The following is a 21,892-nucleotide window of genomic DNA, read 5'->3' as shown; positions in this document are numbered from 1 at the left end:
CTTATGATTTAGGATTAAAGTAATTACGCACTTGACGGAGCGATGTATCCAATAAGTCGGCAATAGCTGCTTGGGAAACTCCATGCGAGTTTAGAAAGCTCATCAGGGTTTCTGGTGAGGCAGCACTGTGATGTTTATAATAATAGAATTGCAACAAGAGATCTTCGTATGTAAGCGAATGTTTTTTGTCAAGCACATTTTGAGAAATGGCATTTTGACAAATTGATTTTATATCGGCTGGGCTACTACCAGTTAATAGTTCGGACAGAGATTCCCCCTTTTTACTGTCTAATTCAAAACTGGAGTTAGTAGATCGTAAATACAGCTTTAGTAACTGTTGGATTTCTGAGACTTGTGGTTGAGAAACTTCAATTATGCTATTAAAACGTCGCCAGATTGCCTTATCCAGCAGCTCTTCATGGTTGGTGGCGGCAATGAGAATATTTGATTCTATATACTCATCAATATTTTGTAACAAGCTGTTAACCACTCGTTTTAATTCACCTAGTTCGTGTTGATCATCACGTGCTTTGGCAATCGCATCAAATTCATCTAAGAATAATATACAAGGCTGACGGCTAGCGAACTCAAAGATTTTACGAATATTCTTGGCTGTATTCCCTAGCAATGAGGAAACCAACGAGTCGAGCCGGGCAACCACCAGGGGTAATTGCATTTGTTGCGCGATATAATGGGCCAAAGTTGTCTTCCCACAACCCGGGGGACCATAAAGTAACAAGGATGCGTGCGGGTCAACGCCCGCAGCTTGTAGTTCATTCCGGTGTTGAACACGCCCTATAAAACCATCTAACTTATGCCGAAGGCTTTCTGATAAAATGATGGGTACTTGGTGATTGGGTTGAGGAATGATTAAGTCCGCAATATTCATCCGAGTTTCCTGATCAACGGGAGCGGTAAGAAGTTGATCTAGATATACAGGTTGCGCTTGTTTATTATGTACTGCCCGTAGGATCCGATCAGCCCCCTTACTATCACCCGCTTTGCTCAAGTTTTCAGCAAGTAGCTTCGCATAGTTGAGAACCTTCTGAGGGTCTTTGTTAAGACCACCTTCAATAATTTTTATAATTTCTGTAATCATTTGAGTAAAGTCGTTATCAAATGTACTATATTCGTACCTAAAATCAAATATATCGTATCTAAAAATGAATAAAATGTACCTGAATGGGTGTGATTCAAATTGTCAATCTATCCAACTGCCTAAAAATTAGAGGTTCATAGAGTTGACGTGGATGAAAGAATGAATCGGACGATTTAGAGAGAAGAAATGCACAATATGGGTTAAATAGCCTATATAGATATTTATGTATACATTTTCTAAGTGCGACCTATTTTAATACACGTCAAAAAGTAAAGGATAATCAACGGCGCATATAAAGAATCAACACATTTCAATATGGTGGCATAAATGTATGTCATCAAATGAAAGTGGACAGAGGGTAGAAATGGGAGATGCGATTATTTGCTACCCTTTTGCGAGATTAAAAAAACGCTCATTTAGCTTATATCTATCTAGATATCATAACCTTACACAGTAATTTAAATAACAACAATGGCAACTTTAAACTACACAAACAGACTTGCTAATCTTCAAAACAGAAAATTTGATAAAGAACTAAATGAGTCTGTTCTATCAAAATCATTTGATACTCGTCAAATTCCGGATGATGTTAAATACCTATTAGAATCAATGAGACCAATTGATCAGAAGTATAATGATAAGACGTATACTGCTGCTCAACGAGTACAAACACATCTGCAAAATGGCCTTGATCTACATTTCGAAAGGGCTTACAGGACGCAAGGATCTGTTAAAACTAATACTAATATTAAGGTCCATAGTGATTTTGATCTGCTTACGATAGTGGATAAATACCATTATCCCCAAACCTCACGCAGTAGTTACACAGCGTCTGATCCTAATCAAGACATAAAGGAGCTAAGAAAACAGGCTACTAAGATTTTGAAAGACATCTATGACGAGGTAGATGATAGTCATGAAAAGTGTATTTCCATTTTTAATAAATCATTGGGAAGGAAAGTAGATATAGTATTTGGGTACTGGTACCACTCAGATATATATGAGGAGACCAAGAATCAGCGAAATGACGAGTATTACAGAGGAATTTATCTATATAAATTTCCAAATGGCCCCAGAAACAGTAAGGCAGATTTTCCTTTTGCACATATTCATCAAGTGAATTTGAAAGGAGACAATACTAAAGACGGATTAAGAAGAACAATTAGGCTACTTAAAAACCTAAAAGCGGATAGTGATGTGGAATTAAAAAACCTGAAAAGTTTTCAAATCACTTCGATTGTACATTCAATCGAGAATAACAACTTAATATATTTTCCAGGGGCTGAATTGGCTCTAGCAAAATCAGCATCAGTTCAGATGCAACGTATAATAGATGATCCAGCTTATAGGAAACAGATTGACAGCCCTAATGGAACGGAAAACCCATTGTCATCAGACGATTTAGTACCCGACATCAAACTTTTGAAAAAAGACTTGGACCTTCTAATTGAAGATTCATCTAAGGATATTCTGAGAAGTAATGTATTAGAAAAGGCAATTATCACCTATTAAAATATTTTTTAATGACTGACTTAAAACCGAAAATATTTATTGGTTCTTCAAAGGCAGGTTACAGCGTAGCTGAAAAAGTTAAAGCTTACTTATCAGATTTGGGAGATTGTTTTCTATGGAAAGAGCCTGGTATTTGGGAACCTAACCGTAGTACCTTTGATAACCTTCTACGAATGGCTAGCTATTTTGACTTTGGAGTCTTTGTAGCTACTGCGGATGACTTGACATTAACATCTGATAATAAGTTAGTTATAGAGCCGAGAGACAATGTAATACTTGAAATGGCTCTTTTTCTAGGCTCGATGGGCCGTGATAAATCTTATCTACTCGTAGAAGAAGGTTTAGATATGAAGTTGCCATCCGACTTCAATGGAATTTATATGCCACGTTTTAACAAGGCAGATGATGCAAGTATAAAATCGGCTTGTAGCGAATGTGCAAATAAAATAGAGGAACATTACAAACTAGGTCATTCAAGCTTATATCCTACTACAGCTTTGGCAATTGGATATTATAAGAATTTCGTTGCAGGGTTAGTTGATAGTATACAAAATGCTGATGCATTAGAATTTAATGGAATAACTTTTACTGATTTTACTTTAAAAGTTATTATACCTGGAGACTTACAGGGAATGATAAGAGAAAAGGCAGCGCAATTTTATAAGAGACACGGATTTGTAGAAAATACAATGAAAACTAGGTTTCGCAAACATCCCGCTTGGTTTCAATTGGATTCCTCGAATGCGCCACATGCAGTTATGTATGATATGCCTAGTACATTAACAGGTATTGATGATGCAATCGAAATGATATTGCAAAAAGGATATCAAGGTAGAACTAAGCTACAAGAAGTTATAGAACAGAGGGAACTTAATAATTTTAAGAGGGTGCTTCAATTACAACTTAACAAAAGCCCATTTGCAAAAGCAAGTGTAGAAATAGTTGATGAATTTTAATATAATCTTGTTAATTCGTTTACCAATTGGAAATCCATTAAGCCTTGATAGGTAAATAGTGCCTTTAAAAGTGTACCAAAGATGGCAGGATTACCATAAATTTCAGTTTGATTGCAGCAGCTGAACTAGGTTTTGTTTTTTCAAATTACTGTATATAACATGGCGCTCTAGCTAACCCAAATCATTCAGAAAAAGCTTATAGAAGGTGATAATGGTGAACTATTAAACTGAACGGATTTATTGAACGCAAAAAGGCCTGTTTTTAGCCACTTACCTCCTACCCTGTCACCGTTCAGAAAAACGTCCGAATAAAATCAGGACGAGACATCTGCCACAACACGATTTGACAAACGCAGCCTTAAAACACGGCCATCATACAGATCCCGGTACTATACCCCGTATACACAGGCACTAAAGCCATATTCTTTTTGTGGAAAATAACCCGCTTGAGCCTGGGATAGGTCTGATAGACCAGTTGGGTGGCTCCAATGCCTACTCCAGCGCTAAAGAGCACATCGGCCAGCCAGTGCCGGTTCTTCAGGACCCGCAATGCCCCTACTGTCGTGGCCATACCATAGCCCCCTACGCTATACCAGCCACTACGGCCGCCGTACTCATGAGCCAACAGGGCGGCACCCGTGAAGGCAAACGAAGTATGCCCCGACGGAAACGACTCATTACCAACGCCATCGGGTCTGGGATACGCCACTGTATATTTTAGCCCCTGCGTAATGACCTGCGCGACCCCGTGGGATAAGAATGTCAGCACCACCTGGTCGCCGAATGTGTGTTTACCCTTTACGCCAGCGGCTCCCAGCCCCAGCACCGCCAGCGTAGGTACAAACTGACCGACATCGTCGACGTGGGATGTAAAACCGGGATACCGCCCGACAACTTCCGACTGAACATGGCGACTAATTTCACCCTGCGTCAACAGACCCGCTGTCATTAGCCCGATTGGAATAATATAAGCGCTGGGACTAATGGCTGACCTGGTACTTACGGAAGAGGCTTTCGCGGTTTCCGATTGGGTTTGGGCTACAGAAGCCTGTATAGAGCTGGTGAATACGAGAAGAAAAATAAATTGTTTCATTATAGCGTGCAAAAAACGAAAAACCTTGTAGCTAGCCATCTAGCTACAAGGGAACAGACTTACTGACCAATTTTCTGAACAGGTTTGCCTTGGGCATTAAATAGATAGTCTTTGCCACCTGCCTCGGCTTCATAATACCGTTTACCCGTCGCATCAGAAATTTCGGCGGCTTCCGTAATGGTTTTTTTCTGCTCCTTCATATAGGTAAGTACCATCTGGGGCAGTTTTGCCACCGGAATTTCAATTTCCAATTCGGTTTGCTTACCACTGGGGGTAAAGACCGCCGATTTTTTCTCCCCGTTCAACTCAAACGACGCTTCCCAGGCTCCGCCTTCTTTATCCCATTTCACCCCTTTGGCCATGGCGTACTTACCCGCGAAGGCCGTTTTCACAGCTTGTGGTACCCCATTGGTGCCAACAGACTGAGCCGATATACTTCCCATAGCTACGCCTAGAAGCAGGGCAGATGCAATGACATTCGTTTTCATACCGCTACGTTATTTGTTGGTTACCCTGTAAACGTACTACCCGATTCTGAAGCAATTTTGATACTAGCCAAAAGGGCTGCCAATGAACCAAATTTTACGCCCTCCCGACGTCTGGATTTCGTTGGTTTATTAGAATTGCTTCAGCTTTGAGGTGTACTTTCGGCTCTATTTGTGAAAATTATGCGGTTATTAGTCATTGAGGATGAACCGACGCTTCAGGAAGCTATTCGTGCGTATCTGGAAAAAGAAGGCTACCGGGTTTCGACGGCAGACCGCTTTGGGCAAGCGTCCCGGTTGATTAACGACACAGATTTTGACTGTTTTTTGGTCGACATCGGCTTACCTGATGGCAGTGGCCTCGATTTAGTCCGTAGTATCAAGGAAAGTCAGCCCCAGGCGGGTATCGTTGTGATTTCTGCCCGAACAGGCTTAGACGACAAACTAACCGGACTGGATCTGGGGGCCGATGATTACCTGACCAAACCCTTTCACCTCTCGGAGCTGAACGCCCGCATACGCTCGGTACTTCGTCGGCGGCTCTTCGAAGGCGAACGGACCATCAACTTTGGGGTTATCAGTATCCAGCCCCAAAGTCAGACAGTAAGTATAAACGGTCAACCGATTGAGTTGACGGGTAAAGCTTATGAACTGCTACTTTATTTTATTGCCAACAAGAATCGGTTGCTGAGTAAAGCAGCCATTGCCGAACACATCTGGGGAGAATCGATGGAACTGGCCGAGTCGCACGAGTTTATTTATCAGCACGTCAAAAACCTGCGTAAGAAACTCATCGGGGCGGGTTGCCCCGATTATCTCAAAACGCGCTATGGTGTAGGTTATTTATTTTCGCTAACGCCATGAAAAACCTGCTCACGCTTACCTTCCGCTATTATGCAGCCCTGGCGGGTTTGCTATGGCTGGTGAGTATTCCCCTCACTTATGCCCTGATTCAGGGGCTTGTCATACAGGATGTTGACGAAGCGTTAATGGCTCGCAGAACGGAGATTACCCAGTTACTCGCTCATCAACCGGGACTTTTGCCCTATTTACCGCGAACCGATCCAGACGTACAGCTTCAGCCGGACTCAACCGGCTCGCGTTCGTTGGGCCGGAAGTCATACACCTTATACGATACAACGTATTACCTGGCGATGCTAGACGAATGGGAGCCCCATCGTGAATTAGCCACTCATCTGCGGATACGTGGGCATGCCTATAAACTCCGGGTTCGGCAGTCCTTGGTCGAAAGGGAAGACTTTATTTTAACTATTACCGGTCTGCAAACCGGCGTTTTTTTACTGTTGTTGCTCGGCCTGGGGCTAATCAACCGGCGGATGACCAGGCGACTTTGGCAACCCTTTACTGATGCACTGGCCAAAATTCGACGATTTAGGCTGGAAACGGACCCGCTGCCGAGCTGGCCACCAACGCAGGTAACCGAATTCAACGAGTTACAAAACGATCTGACAACACTGATTCGCCGTAATCAAAGCGTGTATGCCTCTCAGAAGCAATTCACTGAAAATGCATCCCATGAATTGCAAACGCCCCTAGCCGTCATTTCAGCCGAATTAGAAGTCTTATTTCAGTCAGAAGGGTTGCCCGATGCGGAGTTAGCCCACGTGCAACGGGCCACTGAAGCGGTTCGGCGACTGGCCCAGATCAACAAAGCGTTACTGCTACTGACCCAAATTGAAAACCAGCAGTTTACCGAAGACAAGCCGATACACGTTGGGATGGCTCTCGATCGGCTACTGAAAATTAATTCGGAATTTATTCGTCATAAACAGATTCAATTACACCAGGACCAGACAGGCGATCCAACCGTGCAGATGAATCCTCAGTTGGCCGAGGTACTGCTGGGGAACCTGCTGCGAAATGCGATTCGGCACACGCCCGATGGGGGGAGCATAACCATTGAGCTAACCGCCGAACGATTGCAATTAACGAACACGGGTAAACCCTTGCCGTTTCCGGTTGAAGAACTTTTTGAGCGTTTCGTTAAAAATCCAGCCCTCCCGGAGGCTACCGGACTGGGGCTGGCTATTGCCCGGCAAATTACAGATCGGTATGGCTTAACGTTAACCTACGCCTATGAGTCTACTTTACATCAACATGCCTTTACCTTACACTGGCCTCCTGCCCACTAACTGGTTGCAATAGAATTGCATCAGAATTGATTTATACGTTTATGCACAGGTTCGAGAAGGCTTTTAGGATTTCGGCAACCGGGTAATTTACCCCTCTGATACGCCGATTTAAGAACGACCTATAAAAAGACATTAGTTGTATCCATACTTAAACTGCTCCGTTAGCCGGATGAATACACGAACCTGTAGCGCCTACGAACGAACTGCCTGGAGGATTGGTCTGGTGGGTTTGCTTGGTTATATGGTAAGTCGGCTTAGTAGTCCACAAGGGCTTTGGGCGACGATCAATGGAGTGGACACCGACGTACTACGCTGGATTAATGGGTATCATACTCCCTGGCTCGACCAAAGTATGTGGTGGGCCAGTGACCAGTGGATATGGTTACCCTGGTACGGGTTTCTGATGGGTCTACTCATTTACCAGTATGGCCAGCGCAGTATCGTCATGATTGGCTTAATCGTGCTGCTGATCCTGCTTAGCGATCAGCTGGCATCCGGTCTCATCAAGCCCCTGGTTCATCGGCTGCGGCCCAGCCACGAGCCTGCGTTAACGGGTAAGCTCCATCTGGTCAATGGCTACCGGGGTGGTCTTTACGGGTTTATTTCATCCCACGCCTGCAATGTATTTTCGCTGGCCTACTACTACTGGTTTCTGACCCAGCGAGCGCTACGATGGGTAGCCTGGCTGTTATTTCCCTGGGCATGTCTGGTAGCTTTTAGCCGGGTGTACTTAGGCGTTCATTATCCAACCGACGTACTAGTACCCGTATTCGTGAGTTTACCCATTGCTTACAGCGTGTATCGGCTTACTAATTTTCTTGTCAAACGTTATTTCGACTCCTCAGGAGCCATGTCTTCCCAGCGATAATACAGAAGCATTTTGTTAGCCGATAAATTTATCAAGTCAGAAACGATGGGGATGATTCCTGCAAAGACTGATCACCTATTGACCAATTAAATCATGAAATGAATATGGAAAAATGGATCGTTTACGCTATCGTCTCAATGTTCTTTGCCGGGCTGACCTCCGTCATCGCCAAATTCGGGCTTAAACAGGTCAGTGGCGATACGGGTCTGGCGGTTCGAACCGTCGTTGTCTTCATCCTGGTTTGGGGGAACGCCCTGTTCTTGCAGGGAAGCAGCCAGTTTCGTGCCCTGGATCGCGCATCCGTTATTTTCCTGGCCATCTCCGGCGTTACTACGTCGCTATCCTGGATATTTTATTACCGGGCCATCAAACTCGGTCCCGTCTCCCAGGTGGCCCTGATCGACAAAGGCAGTATTGTGATTGCGCTGCTTCTATCGGTATGGCTGCTAAAAGAACCCCTGACCCTGAAAACAATGGGCGGGGCCTTACTCATTTTGCTGGGGCTTGGGGTCATCGCCTGGAAATAGCGTTCTGCCCGCTTAGGCAGGTTCAATTCTGACACCCGCCACTAAAGTCTGTTCGACAAAAGGGGCCCATTCAGACTGACCGTATTAGATTTCCATCAGAATTGACGCGTACGTTTGAGCTAACCAATTTAAGTTCGTATACGTATGTGGTGGACCTACGCCCTGGGCTCAGCCCTGTTTGCCGCTTTAACGGCCATTCTGGCCAAGATTGGTATCAAAGGAGTCAATACCGATCTGGCCACGGCCATCCGAACGGTAGTCATTCTACTCGTTGCCTGGGGCATTGTTTTGGGGCGGGGTGGCCTGGAAGGCTTACCCGCACTTACCCGGCAAAACTGGGTGTTTCTGATCCTTTCGGGTATAGCGACGGGCTTATCGTGGATTCTCTATTTTAAAGCGCTTCAATTAGGAAAAGTCTCGCAGGTGGCTCCGGTGGATAAACTCAGCGTGGCCATTGCCATCCTGTTGTCGGTCGTCTTTCTTGGCGAAGTACTGACCTGGAAAGCGGCCCTGGGGGCTGCGTTAATCATCGGCGGCACGCTTGTTCTAATCCTGTAATATGTAAACACTCATTATTCACTCAACCAATACATCCCATGCGCTGCACGCTGATTTTTGCCTTGATTATACTGGCTATTCCTTCCCTTCAGGCTCAACTAATCCCTGAAAAACAAGTGCCCGTTACCATTCAACAAGCCCTTAAAAAGCTTCACCCAACTGTAGAGCACCTGGAGTGGGAACGGGCTACGCCCTATTACGAAGCCATTTTCAAACTGGCGGGCAATCACCGAGCCGTCAAATTCGATACGAAGGGCAACGTGGCCGAAACAGAAGTGGGCGTACCCATTTCCAGTCTGCCAACGTCTATCACGGCTTATATGAAAGCGCATTATCCGAAGGAGAAAATTCAGGCGGCAGAAACCGTGACTAAAGCCAACGGCGAACGCAGTTATGAAATTCGGATCACCGGTATGGAAGTCGTTTTCGACAAAGCCGGTAAATTCCTTGAAGAAGAAAAAGATTGATAATGGTTTCATTGATGCGCACAAGCTATCTAGTTCTGGGGCTGGGTATTCTCCTGACCCAGCCCCTACAGGCTCAGCAGGGTCTTGATTATTATCTGAACAACGCCCGGCAGGCCAGCCCGCTTATTCGTGATACCCAGAACCAGCTTCAGGGGAACGCCTTCGAAGCCCAGCGACTTCAGGCCTTTTATACCAAACCACTGGTGCAACTATCCGGAGCGGTTCAATTTGCCCCTATTTTTTCGACCGACAACGGGGGCGTTACCCCTGAGCTAAACTCGCACGGAGCCGACCGTTATTTTGGGTATGACCTGGCCGTATCCAATGGGGGGCTGTATCAGGGCCTTATTAATGTCACCCAGCCTATTTCCAATTTATTTCGAGCCAAAGCCTATGCCGAACCGTTCGTACTGGCCTCCCAGATTGGGCAGACCGTTATCGGGCTGGGGCAGCATGATGTCGAACGGATCGTGACCGATCAGTACATTCTTTGTTTGCAGGATCGCTTGCAGGTTCAGTACACCGATAGTTTGTTACGGCTCCTGGCCGAGCAGCGCGGCATCGTGCAGAAATTTGTCGAATCCTCCCTGCTCAAACAATCCGACCTGACGCTGGTGGATATTGAGACCCAAACGCAGCGTAACCTGCGGGTGGGCTATCAAACCGCTTACCGGCGTGATGTGCTGGAACTGAGTGCCCTAAGTGGTATCGCCGATACAACATTGGTTGAGTTGGCCCCGCTGAATTTGACGATGAATACGGATCTTGGTTTCCAGGAGTCCGGTTTCACCCGGCGCTACGGACTGGATAGTTTAGCCTTACTGGCCCAGCAGACAATCTTCGAGCTGCGCTATAAACCGCAGTGGAACTTCATTGCCAATGGCGGACTCAATACCTCCTATTTACCCGACCTGCCCCGGCGACTGGGCTTCAGCGCGGGCGTGTCGCTGGTTTGGACGCTATACGATGGCCACCAAAAACGACTGAACAGCCAGCGAACAGCCGTTCTGCAACAGAGTTTCGGCAATTATCGCCGGTTCATCAATTCGCAGAATAGTGTCCGACGGGAACGAATCCGGGGTGAGCTGCGGGGGCTGGATGAACGGCTGCTCGTGTTTAATCAGCAGTTGGCTGGCTACGCGGGCGTCCTTTCCTCGTACCGCCGTGAATTGCTACAAGGTCAACTCTCCATTATCAATTACATCACGGTACTCAAAAACATGGTAGCCGTCCGTCGCGACGCCCTACTGCTCCAATCCAACCGTCAACTACTCATCAATGCATTCAACTATTATAACTGGTAGCCTTTGGTTGGGCCACGTTAGGCCGACCCGCTTATGGCCTGGCATCATTGGGCTAACGCTCCTGCTGTGTCTGGGAAGCTGCGGAACTGCGGATCAAACGGAATCGGCCCCAGCCCAGATCGTTGCCCGAACCCCGGTCATGGTACAGACTGTTGAACGGGGGGGGATCAGTAACAGTCTCACGCTGTTTGGTACGACACTCTATCTGCGACGAAACGCAGTTACGGCCCCCGTGGCGGGGTTTATTACGAAGGTAAACGTGAGTCTGGGCGCACGGGTGCAGGCCGGGCAAGCGCTTTATGAGCTGGAAACCAAAGAGCGCCGGGCACTGGGCAAACTAGCCATCGCGGGTGATTCCTCCCTCATTGGCCGGGTAACGGTACGGGCGGCTTCGGGGGGCTTAATCACTACCTTCGACAAACAGCAAACAGGTGACTATGTCCTGGAAGGCACCCAATTATGCACTATTGCCGAAGATAATGCCCTGGCCGTGCAGGTCAATGTACCCTATGAATACCAGGCGCTGGCCAAACCGGGCCGCAGCTGCCGGGTTCGGCTGCCCGATGGACGCGCTTTGATGGCAACCTTCACCACCCCCCTGACGACGGTGAATGCGCTGGCCCAGACCCAGAGTGTACTGGCCCGCATCAGTCGGCCTGTGCCTTTGCCCGAAAACCTGACGGTGCAGGTCGATGTAACCAGTCAGGCCAACGCCAATGCCCAGCTGCTACCGAAAGCCGCCGTGTTGACCGATGAGATGCTGCGGAGCTTTTGGGTGATGCGTTTAGTTAATGACAGTACGGCCGTGAAAGTCCCCGTAACGCTCGGTGAACGCACGACCACGACCGTTGAGGTACGTGCTCCTATTTTCGGGGCCGGTGATCGAATCATCATTGAAGGCAACTATGGCCTGCCTGATACGGCCAGGGTACAGGTTATTCCCCGGAAGCTATGATCGACCAGCCACCCAAACCGGCACCGACCTCCAGTTCCCGGCCCGATCTCCCTCCGACCAACCGGTCGTATTTCGAAGTCTTCAGCCGCCCGATTCTGTTTACGGGCGTACTGCTGCTCCTGGCAGGCGTATTTGCCTATACCCGGATGCAGACAAACCTGTTCCCTGAGGTACTTTTCCCCCGCGTATCCATCATCGCCGATAATGGCCAGCAGCCCAGTGACCGGATGATGATTACGGTGACCAAGCCGCTCGAAAGTGCGGTGAAGAAAGTCAACGGAGTAACCGTGGTCAAGAGCAGTACCAGCCGGGGCAGTTGCACCATCGACGTGTTTTTTGACTGGGGACAAAACATCTACACCCAGAAAACGCAGGTAGAAAGCCGCATCAACGAGATTCGCAACTTTCTGCCGCCGGGCGTGAATCTGTCCATCGAGGCCATGAATCAATCCCTGTTTCCAGTGTATGGTTATACGCTTGAGAGCGATCAGCACGGATTAGTGGCTCTACGTGACAAAGCGAATCTGCTCGTCAGGCCTATTTTTTCGCAGGTAGCGGGTATCTCCAACGTAGTGATTCGGGGGGGGAAGTCCAAAGAAATCGTGGTGATGCCCGATGCGGTCAAATTAGCTTCCGTCAACCTGTCGATCTCGGCGCTGATGACGGCCATCAACGCCAACAACAACGTGCTGTCCAATGGCTACGTGGCCGATTACCGCAGGCTTTATCTAACCCTGACCGACACCCGCGTGCTGGATGTAGACGCGCTGGGTGATCTGATTGTAAAAAACGATGGGACACGGATGGTGCGGCTGGGTGAAGTAGCCCGGATCGACGTGCAGGAACAGCAACAGGAGTTTCTGGTGATCAATGCCAATGGGCACGATGCGGTCCAGATTGATCTGGTCAAGCAGCCGGGCATAAACCTGATTGATTTTGCCAAGAACGCCGAAGCCAAAGCCGCCGAGATCAACAAGGTGTTGCCCAAAGGAATGCGGCTCAAATCGTACTACAATCAGTCCGCTTTCGTGGGGGACAGTATCAACAGCGTCACCAAAACGATTTACGAAGGGCTGCTACTGGCCATTCTGGTGATGATCGTCTTTCTGCGTTCCTGGCGGGCCTCCACGGTGGTATTGCTCACCATCCCCGTTACGCTAGCCTTTACCATTTTAGTGCTCTATGTGGTGGGTATCACCATCAACATCATGTCGCTGGGGGCCATTGCGGCCTCTATCGGGCTGATTATCGACGATGCCATCGTTATCATTGAGCAGATCTACCGGGTTCACGAAGAAGAGCCGGAAAAGGATCGCTATTCGGTGGTACAACAGGCGATTCGTAATCTATTTCCGGCAATGGTAGGCTCTTCGCTCTCCACCATTGTCATTCACTTTCCGTTCCGGCTGATGAGCGGGCTGGCAGGTAGTTTCTTTCGGGAGCTTTCGGATACGATGCAGATTACGATGATCTGTTCCTTTCTGGTCACCTGGCTGCTGTTGCCCGTATTGCACCTGATGATTGGTTTTAAACCCGATAAGAATCCGCATGCAGTGGACGAAGCGGCTAATGTGCGTCGACTGCGGTGGCTCACGGCCCAGTTTGCCCGGCCCCTGGTCTCGCTGGTGTTTATCGCCCTGCTGGGTTTGGGTGCCTGGTGGTCCTACAGCCGATTGGAAACGGGCTTCCTGCCCGACTTAGACGAAGGCACCATCGTGCTGGATTATTTTACCCCGCCCGGTACCTCGATTCAGGAAACTGACCGAATTCTGCGGCAAGCGGAAAAGATCATTGTGGCGCATCCTGATGTAGCGACCTATTCCCGCCGAACCGGTATTCGCATGGCCTTCAAGGGGGTTCCTACCAATTTCGGTGACTACTCTATTCAATTGAAAACCGAACGGACTAAATCGACGGTGGAAGTCATTGACGAGTTACGTACCCGCATCAATGCCGCCCAGCCGGTACTGGATATTTCTTTCGGGCAACGGATTGCCGATTTGCTGGGTGATTTGATGAGTACCCCCCAGCCGATTGAAATCAAACTATTTGGCGACAATTACGCCTTGTTGCAGAATTTATCACGCCAGGCCGCCGGTATTCTGGAAACCGTACCGGGCGTGGTCGATGTCAATGATGGACTGGTTGAAGCCGGGCCGTCGCTGGTATTCGAGCCGGATCAGGCCAAGCTGAGTCAGTATAAAATTGGTCTGACCGATTTTCAGACCCAGCTCACAGCCTACACGGGTGGTGTATCGTTGGGTCCTAATGCGGCTCAACCAATTCCTTCACCCGCGCAAGCGGCTCTGACCGCCGGCATTCAGGTGGGCTCGTTTCAGGATGGCGAGCAGATGCGGAGGATGGTGCTGCGGTTTGCCAATTTCGATCAGAATGACCTGGACAAACTACGTAATGTGCTGATATTTCTGCCCGATGGCACCACGCGCCCCTTATCGTTTTTCTGCCGGGTGAGTGTTTTGGGCGGTGAAATCGAGCAGCGTCGGGAAGACCTTAAATCGACTGTGGTACTAACAGCTCGTTTAGACGGACGTGATTTAGGCAGTGCGATTACCGAAATCCAAACCAAACTGGCTCAAAAACTGCCCCTGCCGCAGGGCTATACCATTGGCTACGGTGGGGCCTACGCCGAACAGCAGCAATCGTTCAGTGAATTATTACTGATTCTAACGCTGGCTTCCCTACTGGTACTGGCCGTGTTGATGTTTTTGTTTAAAGACTGGTGGCTATCGGTGCTGGTGCTGGTGCTCTCGCTATTGGGCATCACGGGCTGCATCACAGCGCTATACCTGACGGGTATCGCCCTGAATGTGAGCAGCTACACGGGCATCATCATGATTGTAGGCATCATCGCCGAGAACGCCATTTTTACGGTCAACCAGTTTGAGCACACGCTGGCCCGCACCGGTGACGTGGACGAATCGGTCAACTATGCCATCGCCCTGCGGCTGCGGCCCAAGCTGATGACGGCCATTGGCGCGATACTAGCCCTGATGCCGCTGGCCCTGGGCTTCGGACTGGGCGCGCAAATGCAGCAACCGCTGGCGGTGGCCGTCATTGGTGGCTTCGTGGCCGGTTTGCCTTTACTGCTACTTGTGTTCCCTACGGCACTGAGAGCCTTGTTTCACGGTCGACTAAAAGTCCGGGTGAATCAACGCCGTACGTAGGCGTCAACTCCCAGAAAACGTATAGACCTACAGAAATCACGTATAAATAAGTAATCAATGAAAAGGACGCTTTTATTCTTATTACCAGCTTTGTTGGTAGGCTCGCTGATGGCACAGACCCCGCCGACGTACCGCGTTCTCTCAAAAACGCCCTTAGGGGGCACTGGTTTCTGGGATTACGTAACGGTTGACCCGGATGCCAGACGCGTGTATATTACCCACAACAACCAGATCGAGGTAGTTGACGCTGACACCAAGAAGCGGGTGGGTGTCATTCCCAACATGTCAGGCGCGCACGGGGTAGCGATTGCGACTAAACAGAACCGGGGCTTTATCACCAATGGTCGTAACAATACGGTCATGATGTTCGACCCCAAAACACTGAAAACGCTGGGCGATGTACCAGCCGGAACCAACCCTGACGCGCTGCTCTACGATGCTTTTTCAGGCCGGGTGTTTATCTTTAATAATGACAGCCGGGATATTACGGTGTTGGAAGCAGCAACGGGGAAGCCTCTGTCCACGTTCAGCATCGGGGGCAATCCTGAAGCCGGTGTAACCGATGGGAAGGGCCGGATTTTTGTCAACGTGGAAGATACCAGCGAGATCGTCGTCTTCGATGCCAAAACGCTGAAGGAACTACACCGCTACCCGCTGACACCGGGCGAAGAACCCACCGGTATTGCGTTCGATGCGGTCAATCACCGGCTGTTTAGTGCCTGCCGTAAAAACCAGACGATGGTGGTGCTCGATAGCGAAACGGGTAAACGGGTGGCCCAGTTGCCCATTGGACAAGGCACCGATGGTGCGGCATTCGATCCCAAAACGAACCGGGCGTTTAGTTCGAATGGGGATGGAACGTTAACCGTCGTACAGGCCATATCGCCTACTTCCTTTCGCGTCCTGGAAAACGCACCGACCGAACGTGGTGCCCGAACGCTGGCCTTCGATGCCAAAACGGGACATCTGTTCACCGTTACCGCTCAGTTCGGTCCCGCCCCGGCCCCAACCGCCGAGAACCCCAATCCGCGTCCTAGCATTCTGCCGGATACCTTCGTCTTACTCGAATTAGGTCAGTAAGACCTACTTTCTTCAAGCTGATGAACAACGACCTGAAACAACGAACTAAAAGCTGGTTATTTCCCATGGCTATGTTGCTGGTGGCACCGGCCCTGCTGGCCTGGGGTACATTTGGGCATGAGCACATCAACCGGGCGGCTGTCATGGCCCTGCCAGATTCCCTGCAAACGTTCTTTTTTAATCATGTTGATTTTATCACTCAGGAATCGACTGTGCCGGACCTGCGAAAGTACACCCTTAATGACAAAGCCGAGAACCCGCGCCATTACATCGACATCGAGAACTTCAAGCCGCAGCCGGAACAACTGCTCACCCTGGCAGACGCACAGAAAGCCTACGATGCGAATTTTCTGCAACAGAACGGAATTCTGCCCTGGTACATCGCTGATGTAATGGATAAATTGACCCGGGCGTTTCGCGAACAACGCAAAACCGAGATTCTGTTTCTGGCAGCCGATTTGGCGCACTACATTGGTGATGCCCATATGCCCTTGCATACCTCAGCGAACCATGACGGCCAATTGACGGGCCAGCGGGGTATTCATGCCCTTTGGGAATCGCGAATACCTGAGCTTTTCGGTGAAAATTACAATTTGCACACGGGTCCGGCGCGGTACATTCCCGACGTGCGGGCGGAGACCTGGCACATTATCGGTCAGACCCATGCATTAGTCGATACGTTGCTTAGCACTGAGCGCGCTGTTCGGCGGGCGTTTGCCGCCAATCAGATTTATCAGACCGATTCGTCGGGGGCATTGGCAAAGAACCGGTTTAATCAGACGTTTTTTTCGGTGGACTATGCCCGGCAGTACCATACCCGGCTCAACGGCATGGTCGAACAGCAGATGCGGGCGGCTGCTCAGGCCACCAGCAATTACTGGTATACGGCTTGGGTTAACGCGGGCCGCCCCGATCTATCCAAACTTGATCCTTCGGCTCTGACCCGGCGTAACCGAAAGGCGCTAAAGCAGGAGAAACGGTTATGGGCAACGGGTAAACTCTTCGGCATCACGGCAGATAAAGAGTACTAAGTTCCTTAAACTGATTCCTATGATCGCTACTCACGTTACTAAGTTATTCCTACTCAGTAGCTGGCTCATCATCGGTTGCCAACCGAAAAGCGATTCGGGTCCGGCAATTGCGCACTTTGCGACCATTCCTGATCGAAAGCCGGTAATGCCCGGTCTGGTTGACGAAGCGTCGGGCCTAGTGGACAGCCGATCAATGAATGGCCAATTGTGGGTTCAGGAAGACGGAGGAACGCCTGCTCAGCTTTCCCTGCTGGCTCATGATGGGAGTCTTACCGGTCGCTACGCCCTACCAGGAACTACCAACCGGGATTGGGAAGATCTGACCATCGGGCCGGGGCCACAGCCGAACACCACGTACCTTTATTTGGCCGATCTGGGCGATAACAACGCCACCAACGATGTCAATACGATTTATCGGTTTGCCGAACCCGGTAGCCTTTCTGAGCCGGTTCACGATTTGACCCAAATTCAGTTTCGTTATCCCGATGGTGCCCGCGATGCAGAAACGCTACTGCTCGACCCGCTTACCCGTGATCTGTGGATCGTGACTAAACGGGAAACAAAGGTGCAACTTTATCGCCTTGCCTACCCGCAATCAACCAGTAGCATTAGCCTAGCCGAGCGAATCGGCGAACTATCGCTTAGCCTGGTAACCGGTGGCAGCCTGTCGGCAGATGGGAGTGAAATTATTCTAAAAACGTACACCGGTCTCTATTACTGGACCCGTCAACCAGGGGAATCCGTTGGGCAGACACTGCTTCGGGCGGAACCCCGCCAACTAGGATATCAGATTGAGCCACAGGGCGAAACGGTTTGTTTTGATAAGGAAGGCAAAGGTTTCTTTACCCTCAGCGAACGGGCCAGTGCCAGCTCAGTCACCTTAAACTACTACAGCCGCTTGCCTTGACATCGTTGATTGAGCCCATCCTGTCTGGGCATTGAGCGGCATAGCGATTATACAGAACTATTTAATAAATAGCTGTTTCATCGAAGCAAAAGTCATACACTCAAGGATAGAATTGATTGCTTTTACGTAAAAATGAGTTTAGCCCCGGCAACTAAAAGTACGAGGGCTAAAAGACGCTTAATCAGGACGTGCTGAAGCCGCTGACTGCCGTAGTACGACCCCACCGTTCCACCTAGCCTAGCAACTATATCTAGATACATAGCATACGAAGGAAATAATTTTGTGCTGCTAACATTGCCCAGTAATCCGGCCGCTTGTGTCAATAGTAAAAGTGGAGTAAGGCAAATCAATTTGATCGCGTAGCAACATATTACCCAGAGACAGGGGCCTAGCCAAATAGTTTCTTTGTTGAGCAGATTAGCTCATAAAGTCCTGCTAAACAGTTGGGCCTGTTTGTCGTTAGATTAGTAAGTATAGTTCAACGATAGTACCTCAACGATATGAAAACGAGCACAAAAAAATGGCTGATTGGGTTAGCCCTGATCGCCTTTAGTTTTAGTACATTACCCAGCCGGGCCGATGATATAGCCGTTTCAGACCTACCCAAAGCTGTTACGCAGGCTATTGAGAAACGATTCCCAGGGGCTAAACTGATTTCAGCCGAACGTGAACGGGATAAGGACAAAATACATTACGAAGTGAAAATTCAAGTGGGTAAGGATCGAAAAGAACTTAACGTCCGACCCAATGGAACAATCTATAAAATCGAAAACGAGGATGATGACGATTAATGTCTGACAGAGATTATGAACTCAGGGTAATTGGATGCTTTTCCCGATTATGAAGTTGATCGGTTAGTTAAATTGACCTGTAGTTTCATTCGTTTACTAAACGTCCGTCCCTAGGGAATCATAAGTCATTTTATTAACGATCAACACCAATCAAAAAGCGTTTTGCGACAGAAAAACCTGCCGCCTGTACGCGCACGATATAGATTCCCTCAGAAAGCATCGTCAGATCAAGTAGCTTTTGCTCATCGAAAATTGGAACTTCAAACGTGGCGACTTGCTGACCGGCCAGCGTGTAAATACCGATGGTGGCATCGGTTAACGTAGCCAGGGTTTCTACCGTAACTTGTTTGGTTGGACTCGGATTCGGGTAAATGCTCAGTCCCTGATTGCTATCATCAATCACGAAATTGAAGCCGCTTGAGGATGCAGAAAAACACGTTAGCGCTGGGCTATAGGTAATAAATGCTTGCGCGGAGTAAAGACCCGACCGGCTGGCTTTGATCGTTTCTACTTGAGCGGCAAGCAAAGCGGAATCTACATACCAATGATAGTAGTCACCTGGTAGTGAACCCGTCGCCTGGAGGGTGTACGTTCCAATTTGATTCACCGAGGGCACGCTGGGTAACGGCTTTACATCCACTGCAATGGCCTGAGCAGTTGGCGAAAAACAACCATTGGCATCCTGCACACGAGCCGTATACGTTCCCGATTGCTGAACAATAAGGGTTAGCGTCAAATCGCCTGTCGTCCAGATGGGTGGCAACGAGCTGCTAGCCGTTAACGTGACCTGATCTCCTTCGCAAAAAACCGTTCGTCCACTGGCCGTTAATACGGGAGAGGGTGGTAATGAATTCACCAGTACCTCAACAGCAGATGAGAGGGCCGAAACACAGTTAAACCTGTTTTGGGTGCGTAGGGCATAGGTGCCCGATTGATTGATAGTAATGGAACGATCGGTTTGCCCACTCGTCCACTGATAACGCTGGTCTTCGGTGGCGGTTAAGGTTACCTGCTGATCGGCGCAAAAGGTTGTGCTTCGATTGGCAGTAATGACCGGTGTTGATGGTAATGGATTTACGACCACTACAACGCCCATTGAACGGGGCGAGATACATCCATTCTGATCCGTAACGCTGACTGTATAAGTACCAGCGGCCATTACATTAATACTACGGGAGGTTTGCCCTGAACTCCAGTTGTAAGCGGCATTCTCATCCGAACTTAAGGTGGTGGCACCGCCCTGACAAAATGTAGTGGGCGTAACGGCTGTAACCGATGGCTGGGCCGGTAATGGATTGACCCGAACGGATACGGTTGGGGAAATGAACGAACACCCGCTTACGTCCTGGTAACGCACTGAATAATCACCCGGCGTTGTTAGCGTCACTTCCGGACTGGTAGCACTGGTTGACCAGAGAATGGCGGTGTCATACGAAGATTTTAGTTTGACGCTGCCTCCAGCGCAAAAAGTGGTTGGTCCAGACGCCTGAATGGATGGAACATCAGGCACCCTAACAACGGAGGAAAGAAGTACATTCCCCAAGGCATCTTTGACTTTCGCCCGGTAAGTGCCACTCCCTTTCACAATAGACTGTGCATTCTCACCCGTGTTCCAGCTAACCGATGGGAACGTCCCATTTACCGCAATCGTCAGCTGGTTATCGGTTGAACAGGAAATGGAAACTGTCGGAGCCGGAACAGGTGGTTGCGGTTGGGCTGTAGTGAAGAAATCGTCGGTTAGCCGCGCATTCCAGTCATTAGCCACTTCGAACAGGCCATTGATGTCAAAATGGACATCGTCGTAGGTGGCCTGCGTTCGGGGAGGTCGTTGCCTGGGGATCTGAATACCGTCTGTTTCTGGACCGGCGAATACATTTGGCCCGGATGCAATCACCTGATTCTGGGCTGCGATAATTTCGGGGCGACTCCCTATACCATCACCGGTGTAAGATACTCTGGCTACCATCCAGGCGATGTTCTTCCCCGAATCCTGTCGACTCCGATTGATAACATATTGAAGATCATTCACGTAACTCGTCAGGGATGTATTGGCAAAATTTTCCGCTTCTCCCTGATGCCAAAGCACAGCACGTACACCAAGCATATGCGTGTAAAACTGTAAGGCAACCCGCAGGTTGGCATACGGCTGCCCGTCTTTATAATAAGTGCCTGGTACATAGATACTTTCCGAATGGTCCGTTTCAATACTTTGCCGCCAGTTTCGCATCGCCGTGCCCTCATAGCCCGCATTGAAAAACAGAATGGGGACATTTAACCGCTGCGCGAGTAAATCACCCAGCCGCCCCCAACACCAGCTGCCCAGCCCACGTGGAGCAATTCGGCCACCTTGGTCCAGGTGAGCAAACTTATTGAGTACATCGGGAGACGGGTCAGTCTGTGATTCGGTGGCATCAAAATAATTGATTGTATTAACCCGGTCGTCACTGGCACTGGCCATGTCATCATACATGCCCTGTGCGTTGGATTGCCCCGCCACAATGAATACTTCACCAACGCCAACCCGTTCGACAACTGTCGTGCCGACAAGCTGGTCACCCTTCATGCCCCGTACTTCCAGATTATACCAGCCGCCCAGCACATCCAGATCACCGGCGTAGTTTCCACTGGATGGATTGCTCTGAATCGTTACCCAGTCAGATGAGGTACCCTGGCCGTTGCGAGCCAGAACCCGGGCGTCAATCCGGCTTACCGGTAAGGTAAAATAGCCATTGATGCGAATCGTTGCCTTATTCGTGGTTGTTCGCTGAAAAACGGCGCGGCTGACAGGAAACGAAACCTGAATCTGGGCAGTTAAACACATAGGATATAACCATATGAGAATCCAATAGTGGGTACGAATTCGTTTCATATACCGGCTAAATTTGGCCAACCTTTTATGCTTTTGAGTCATTTATTTAGTC

General features: G+C 49.1%; 19 protein-coding genes. 15 read left to right on the top strand and 4 right to left on the bottom strand.

What is annotated here, in order from left to right; all coding sequences use genetic code 11:
- Window position 1: 1 nt before the first annotated feature.
- Complete coding sequence (locus ACYVK4_RS31680; protein WP_461131595.1) at window positions 2-1,099, bottom strand: AAA family ATPase; 1,098 nt, start codon at window positions 1,097-1,099, stop codon at window positions 2-4.
- Between the two features lie 471 nt (window positions 1,100-1,570).
- On the opposite strand from ACYVK4_RS31680, the gene ACYVK4_RS31675 reads away from it, so the two are divergent.
- Window positions 1,571-2,611, top strand: a complete 1,041-nt coding sequence (locus ACYVK4_RS31675) for a hypothetical protein (protein WP_461131594.1) — start codon at window positions 1,571-1,573, stop codon at window positions 2,609-2,611.
- A gap of 11 nt (window positions 2,612-2,622) precedes the next feature.
- On the top strand, window positions 2,623-3,567 hold the full coding sequence (locus ACYVK4_RS31670) for an STING domain-containing protein (protein WP_461131593.1): 945 nt from the start codon (window positions 2,623-2,625) through the stop codon (window positions 3,565-3,567).
- Between the two features lie 358 nt (window positions 3,568-3,925).
- Here the strand turns inward: ACYVK4_RS31670 and ACYVK4_RS31665 are convergent, their stop codons facing one another.
- Together ACYVK4_RS31665 and ACYVK4_RS31660 are read right to left on the bottom strand one after the other, a co-directional pair.
- Window positions 3,926-4,660, bottom strand: coding sequence for a phosphatase PAP2 family protein (locus tag ACYVK4_RS31665; RefSeq protein WP_461131592.1), 735 nt, complete (start codon window positions 4,658-4,660; stop codon window positions 3,926-3,928).
- Window positions 4,661-4,719: 59 nt separating this feature from the next.
- Window positions 4,720-5,148: a hypothetical protein gene (locus ACYVK4_RS31660; RefSeq protein ID WP_461131591.1), complete on the bottom strand. Its 429-nt coding sequence runs from the start codon at window positions 5,146-5,148 to the stop codon at window positions 4,720-4,722.
- Window positions 5,149-5,328: 180 nt separating this feature from the next.
- On the opposite strand from ACYVK4_RS31660, the gene ACYVK4_RS31655 reads away from it, so the two are divergent.
- The 13 genes from ACYVK4_RS31655 (at window position 5,329) to ACYVK4_RS31595 (ending at window position 18,971) form a co-directional block, all read left to right on the top strand.
- The gene (locus tag ACYVK4_RS31655; protein ID WP_461131590.1) at window positions 5,329-6,009 is read left to right on the top strand and encodes a response regulator transcription factor; all 681 of its coding nucleotides are present in this window, start codon (window positions 5,329-5,331) and stop codon (window positions 6,007-6,009) included.
- On the top strand, window positions 6,006-7,298 hold the full coding sequence (locus ACYVK4_RS31650; RefSeq protein ID WP_461131589.1) for a sensor histidine kinase: 1,293 nt from the start codon (window positions 6,006-6,008) through the stop codon (window positions 7,296-7,298). The genes ACYVK4_RS31655 and ACYVK4_RS31650 overlap by 4 nt, the downstream gene beginning before the upstream one ends.
- 169 nt (window positions 7,299-7,467) lie before the next feature.
- On the top strand, window positions 7,468-8,166 hold the full coding sequence (locus tag ACYVK4_RS31645) for a phosphatase PAP2 family protein (RefSeq protein ID WP_461131588.1): 699 nt from the start codon (window positions 7,468-7,470) through the stop codon (window positions 8,164-8,166).
- Window positions 8,167-8,264: 98 nt separating this feature from the next.
- Window positions 8,265-8,693, top strand: coding sequence for an EamA family transporter (locus ACYVK4_RS31640; protein WP_461131587.1), 429 nt, complete (start codon window positions 8,265-8,267; stop codon window positions 8,691-8,693).
- A 144-nt stretch (window positions 8,694-8,837) separates the two neighbouring features.
- On the top strand, window positions 8,838-9,251 hold the full coding sequence (locus tag ACYVK4_RS31635; RefSeq protein ID WP_461131586.1) for an EamA family transporter: 414 nt from the start codon (window positions 8,838-8,840) through the stop codon (window positions 9,249-9,251).
- Between the two features lie 38 nt (window positions 9,252-9,289).
- Window positions 9,290-9,718, top strand: a complete 429-nt coding sequence (locus tag ACYVK4_RS31630) for a PepSY-like domain-containing protein (protein WP_461131585.1) — start codon at window positions 9,290-9,292, stop codon at window positions 9,716-9,718.
- A gap of 14 nt (window positions 9,719-9,732) precedes the next feature.
- Window positions 9,733-11,022 carry a TolC family protein gene (locus ACYVK4_RS31625; RefSeq protein WP_461131584.1) on the top strand — a complete coding sequence of 430 codons (1,290 nt, stop codon included), beginning with the start codon at window positions 9,733-9,735 and terminating at the stop codon, window positions 11,020-11,022.
- Window positions 10,997-11,977 carry an efflux RND transporter periplasmic adaptor subunit gene (locus ACYVK4_RS31620; protein WP_461131583.1) on the top strand — a complete coding sequence of 327 codons (981 nt, stop codon included), beginning with the start codon at window positions 10,997-10,999 and terminating at the stop codon, window positions 11,975-11,977. The genes ACYVK4_RS31625 and ACYVK4_RS31620 overlap by 26 nt, the downstream gene beginning before the upstream one ends.
- On the top strand, window positions 11,974-15,162 hold the full coding sequence (locus tag ACYVK4_RS31615) for an efflux RND transporter permease subunit (RefSeq protein ID WP_461131582.1): 3,189 nt from the start codon (window positions 11,974-11,976) through the stop codon (window positions 15,160-15,162). The genes ACYVK4_RS31620 and ACYVK4_RS31615 overlap by 4 nt, the downstream gene beginning before the upstream one ends.
- A 57-nt stretch (window positions 15,163-15,219) precedes the next feature.
- Window positions 15,220-16,242: a YncE family protein gene (locus ACYVK4_RS31610; protein ID WP_461131581.1), complete on the top strand. Its 1,023-nt coding sequence runs from the start codon at window positions 15,220-15,222 to the stop codon at window positions 16,240-16,242.
- 20 nt (window positions 16,243-16,262) lie between these two features.
- Window positions 16,263-17,273, top strand: a complete 1,011-nt coding sequence (locus tag ACYVK4_RS31605) for a zinc dependent phospholipase C family protein (protein ID WP_461131580.1) — start codon at window positions 16,263-16,265, stop codon at window positions 17,271-17,273.
- Window positions 17,274-17,292: 19 nt separating this feature from the next.
- Window positions 17,293-18,180, top strand: coding sequence for a PE-PGRS family protein (locus ACYVK4_RS31600; RefSeq protein WP_461131579.1), 888 nt, complete (start codon window positions 17,293-17,295; stop codon window positions 18,178-18,180).
- A gap of 500 nt (window positions 18,181-18,680) precedes the next feature.
- Entirely contained in the window at window positions 18,681-18,971 is a 291-nt protein-coding gene (locus ACYVK4_RS31595; protein ID WP_461131578.1) for a PepSY domain-containing protein, read from the top strand.
- A 133-nt stretch (window positions 18,972-19,104) separates the two neighbouring features.
- On the opposite strand, the gene ACYVK4_RS31590 is transcribed toward ACYVK4_RS31595, so the two are convergent.
- The gene (locus ACYVK4_RS31590) at window positions 19,105-21,792 is read right to left on the bottom strand and encodes a T9SS type A sorting domain-containing protein (RefSeq protein WP_461131577.1); all 2,688 of its coding nucleotides are present in this window, start codon (window positions 21,790-21,792) and stop codon (window positions 19,105-19,107) included.
- Window positions 21,793-21,892 lie beyond the last annotated feature (100 nt).

The organism is Spirosoma aerophilum, assembly GCF_054782495.1.
Note: the sequence above shows the minus strand (reverse complement) of the source record. Positions and strands in the feature narration are given on the sequence as shown.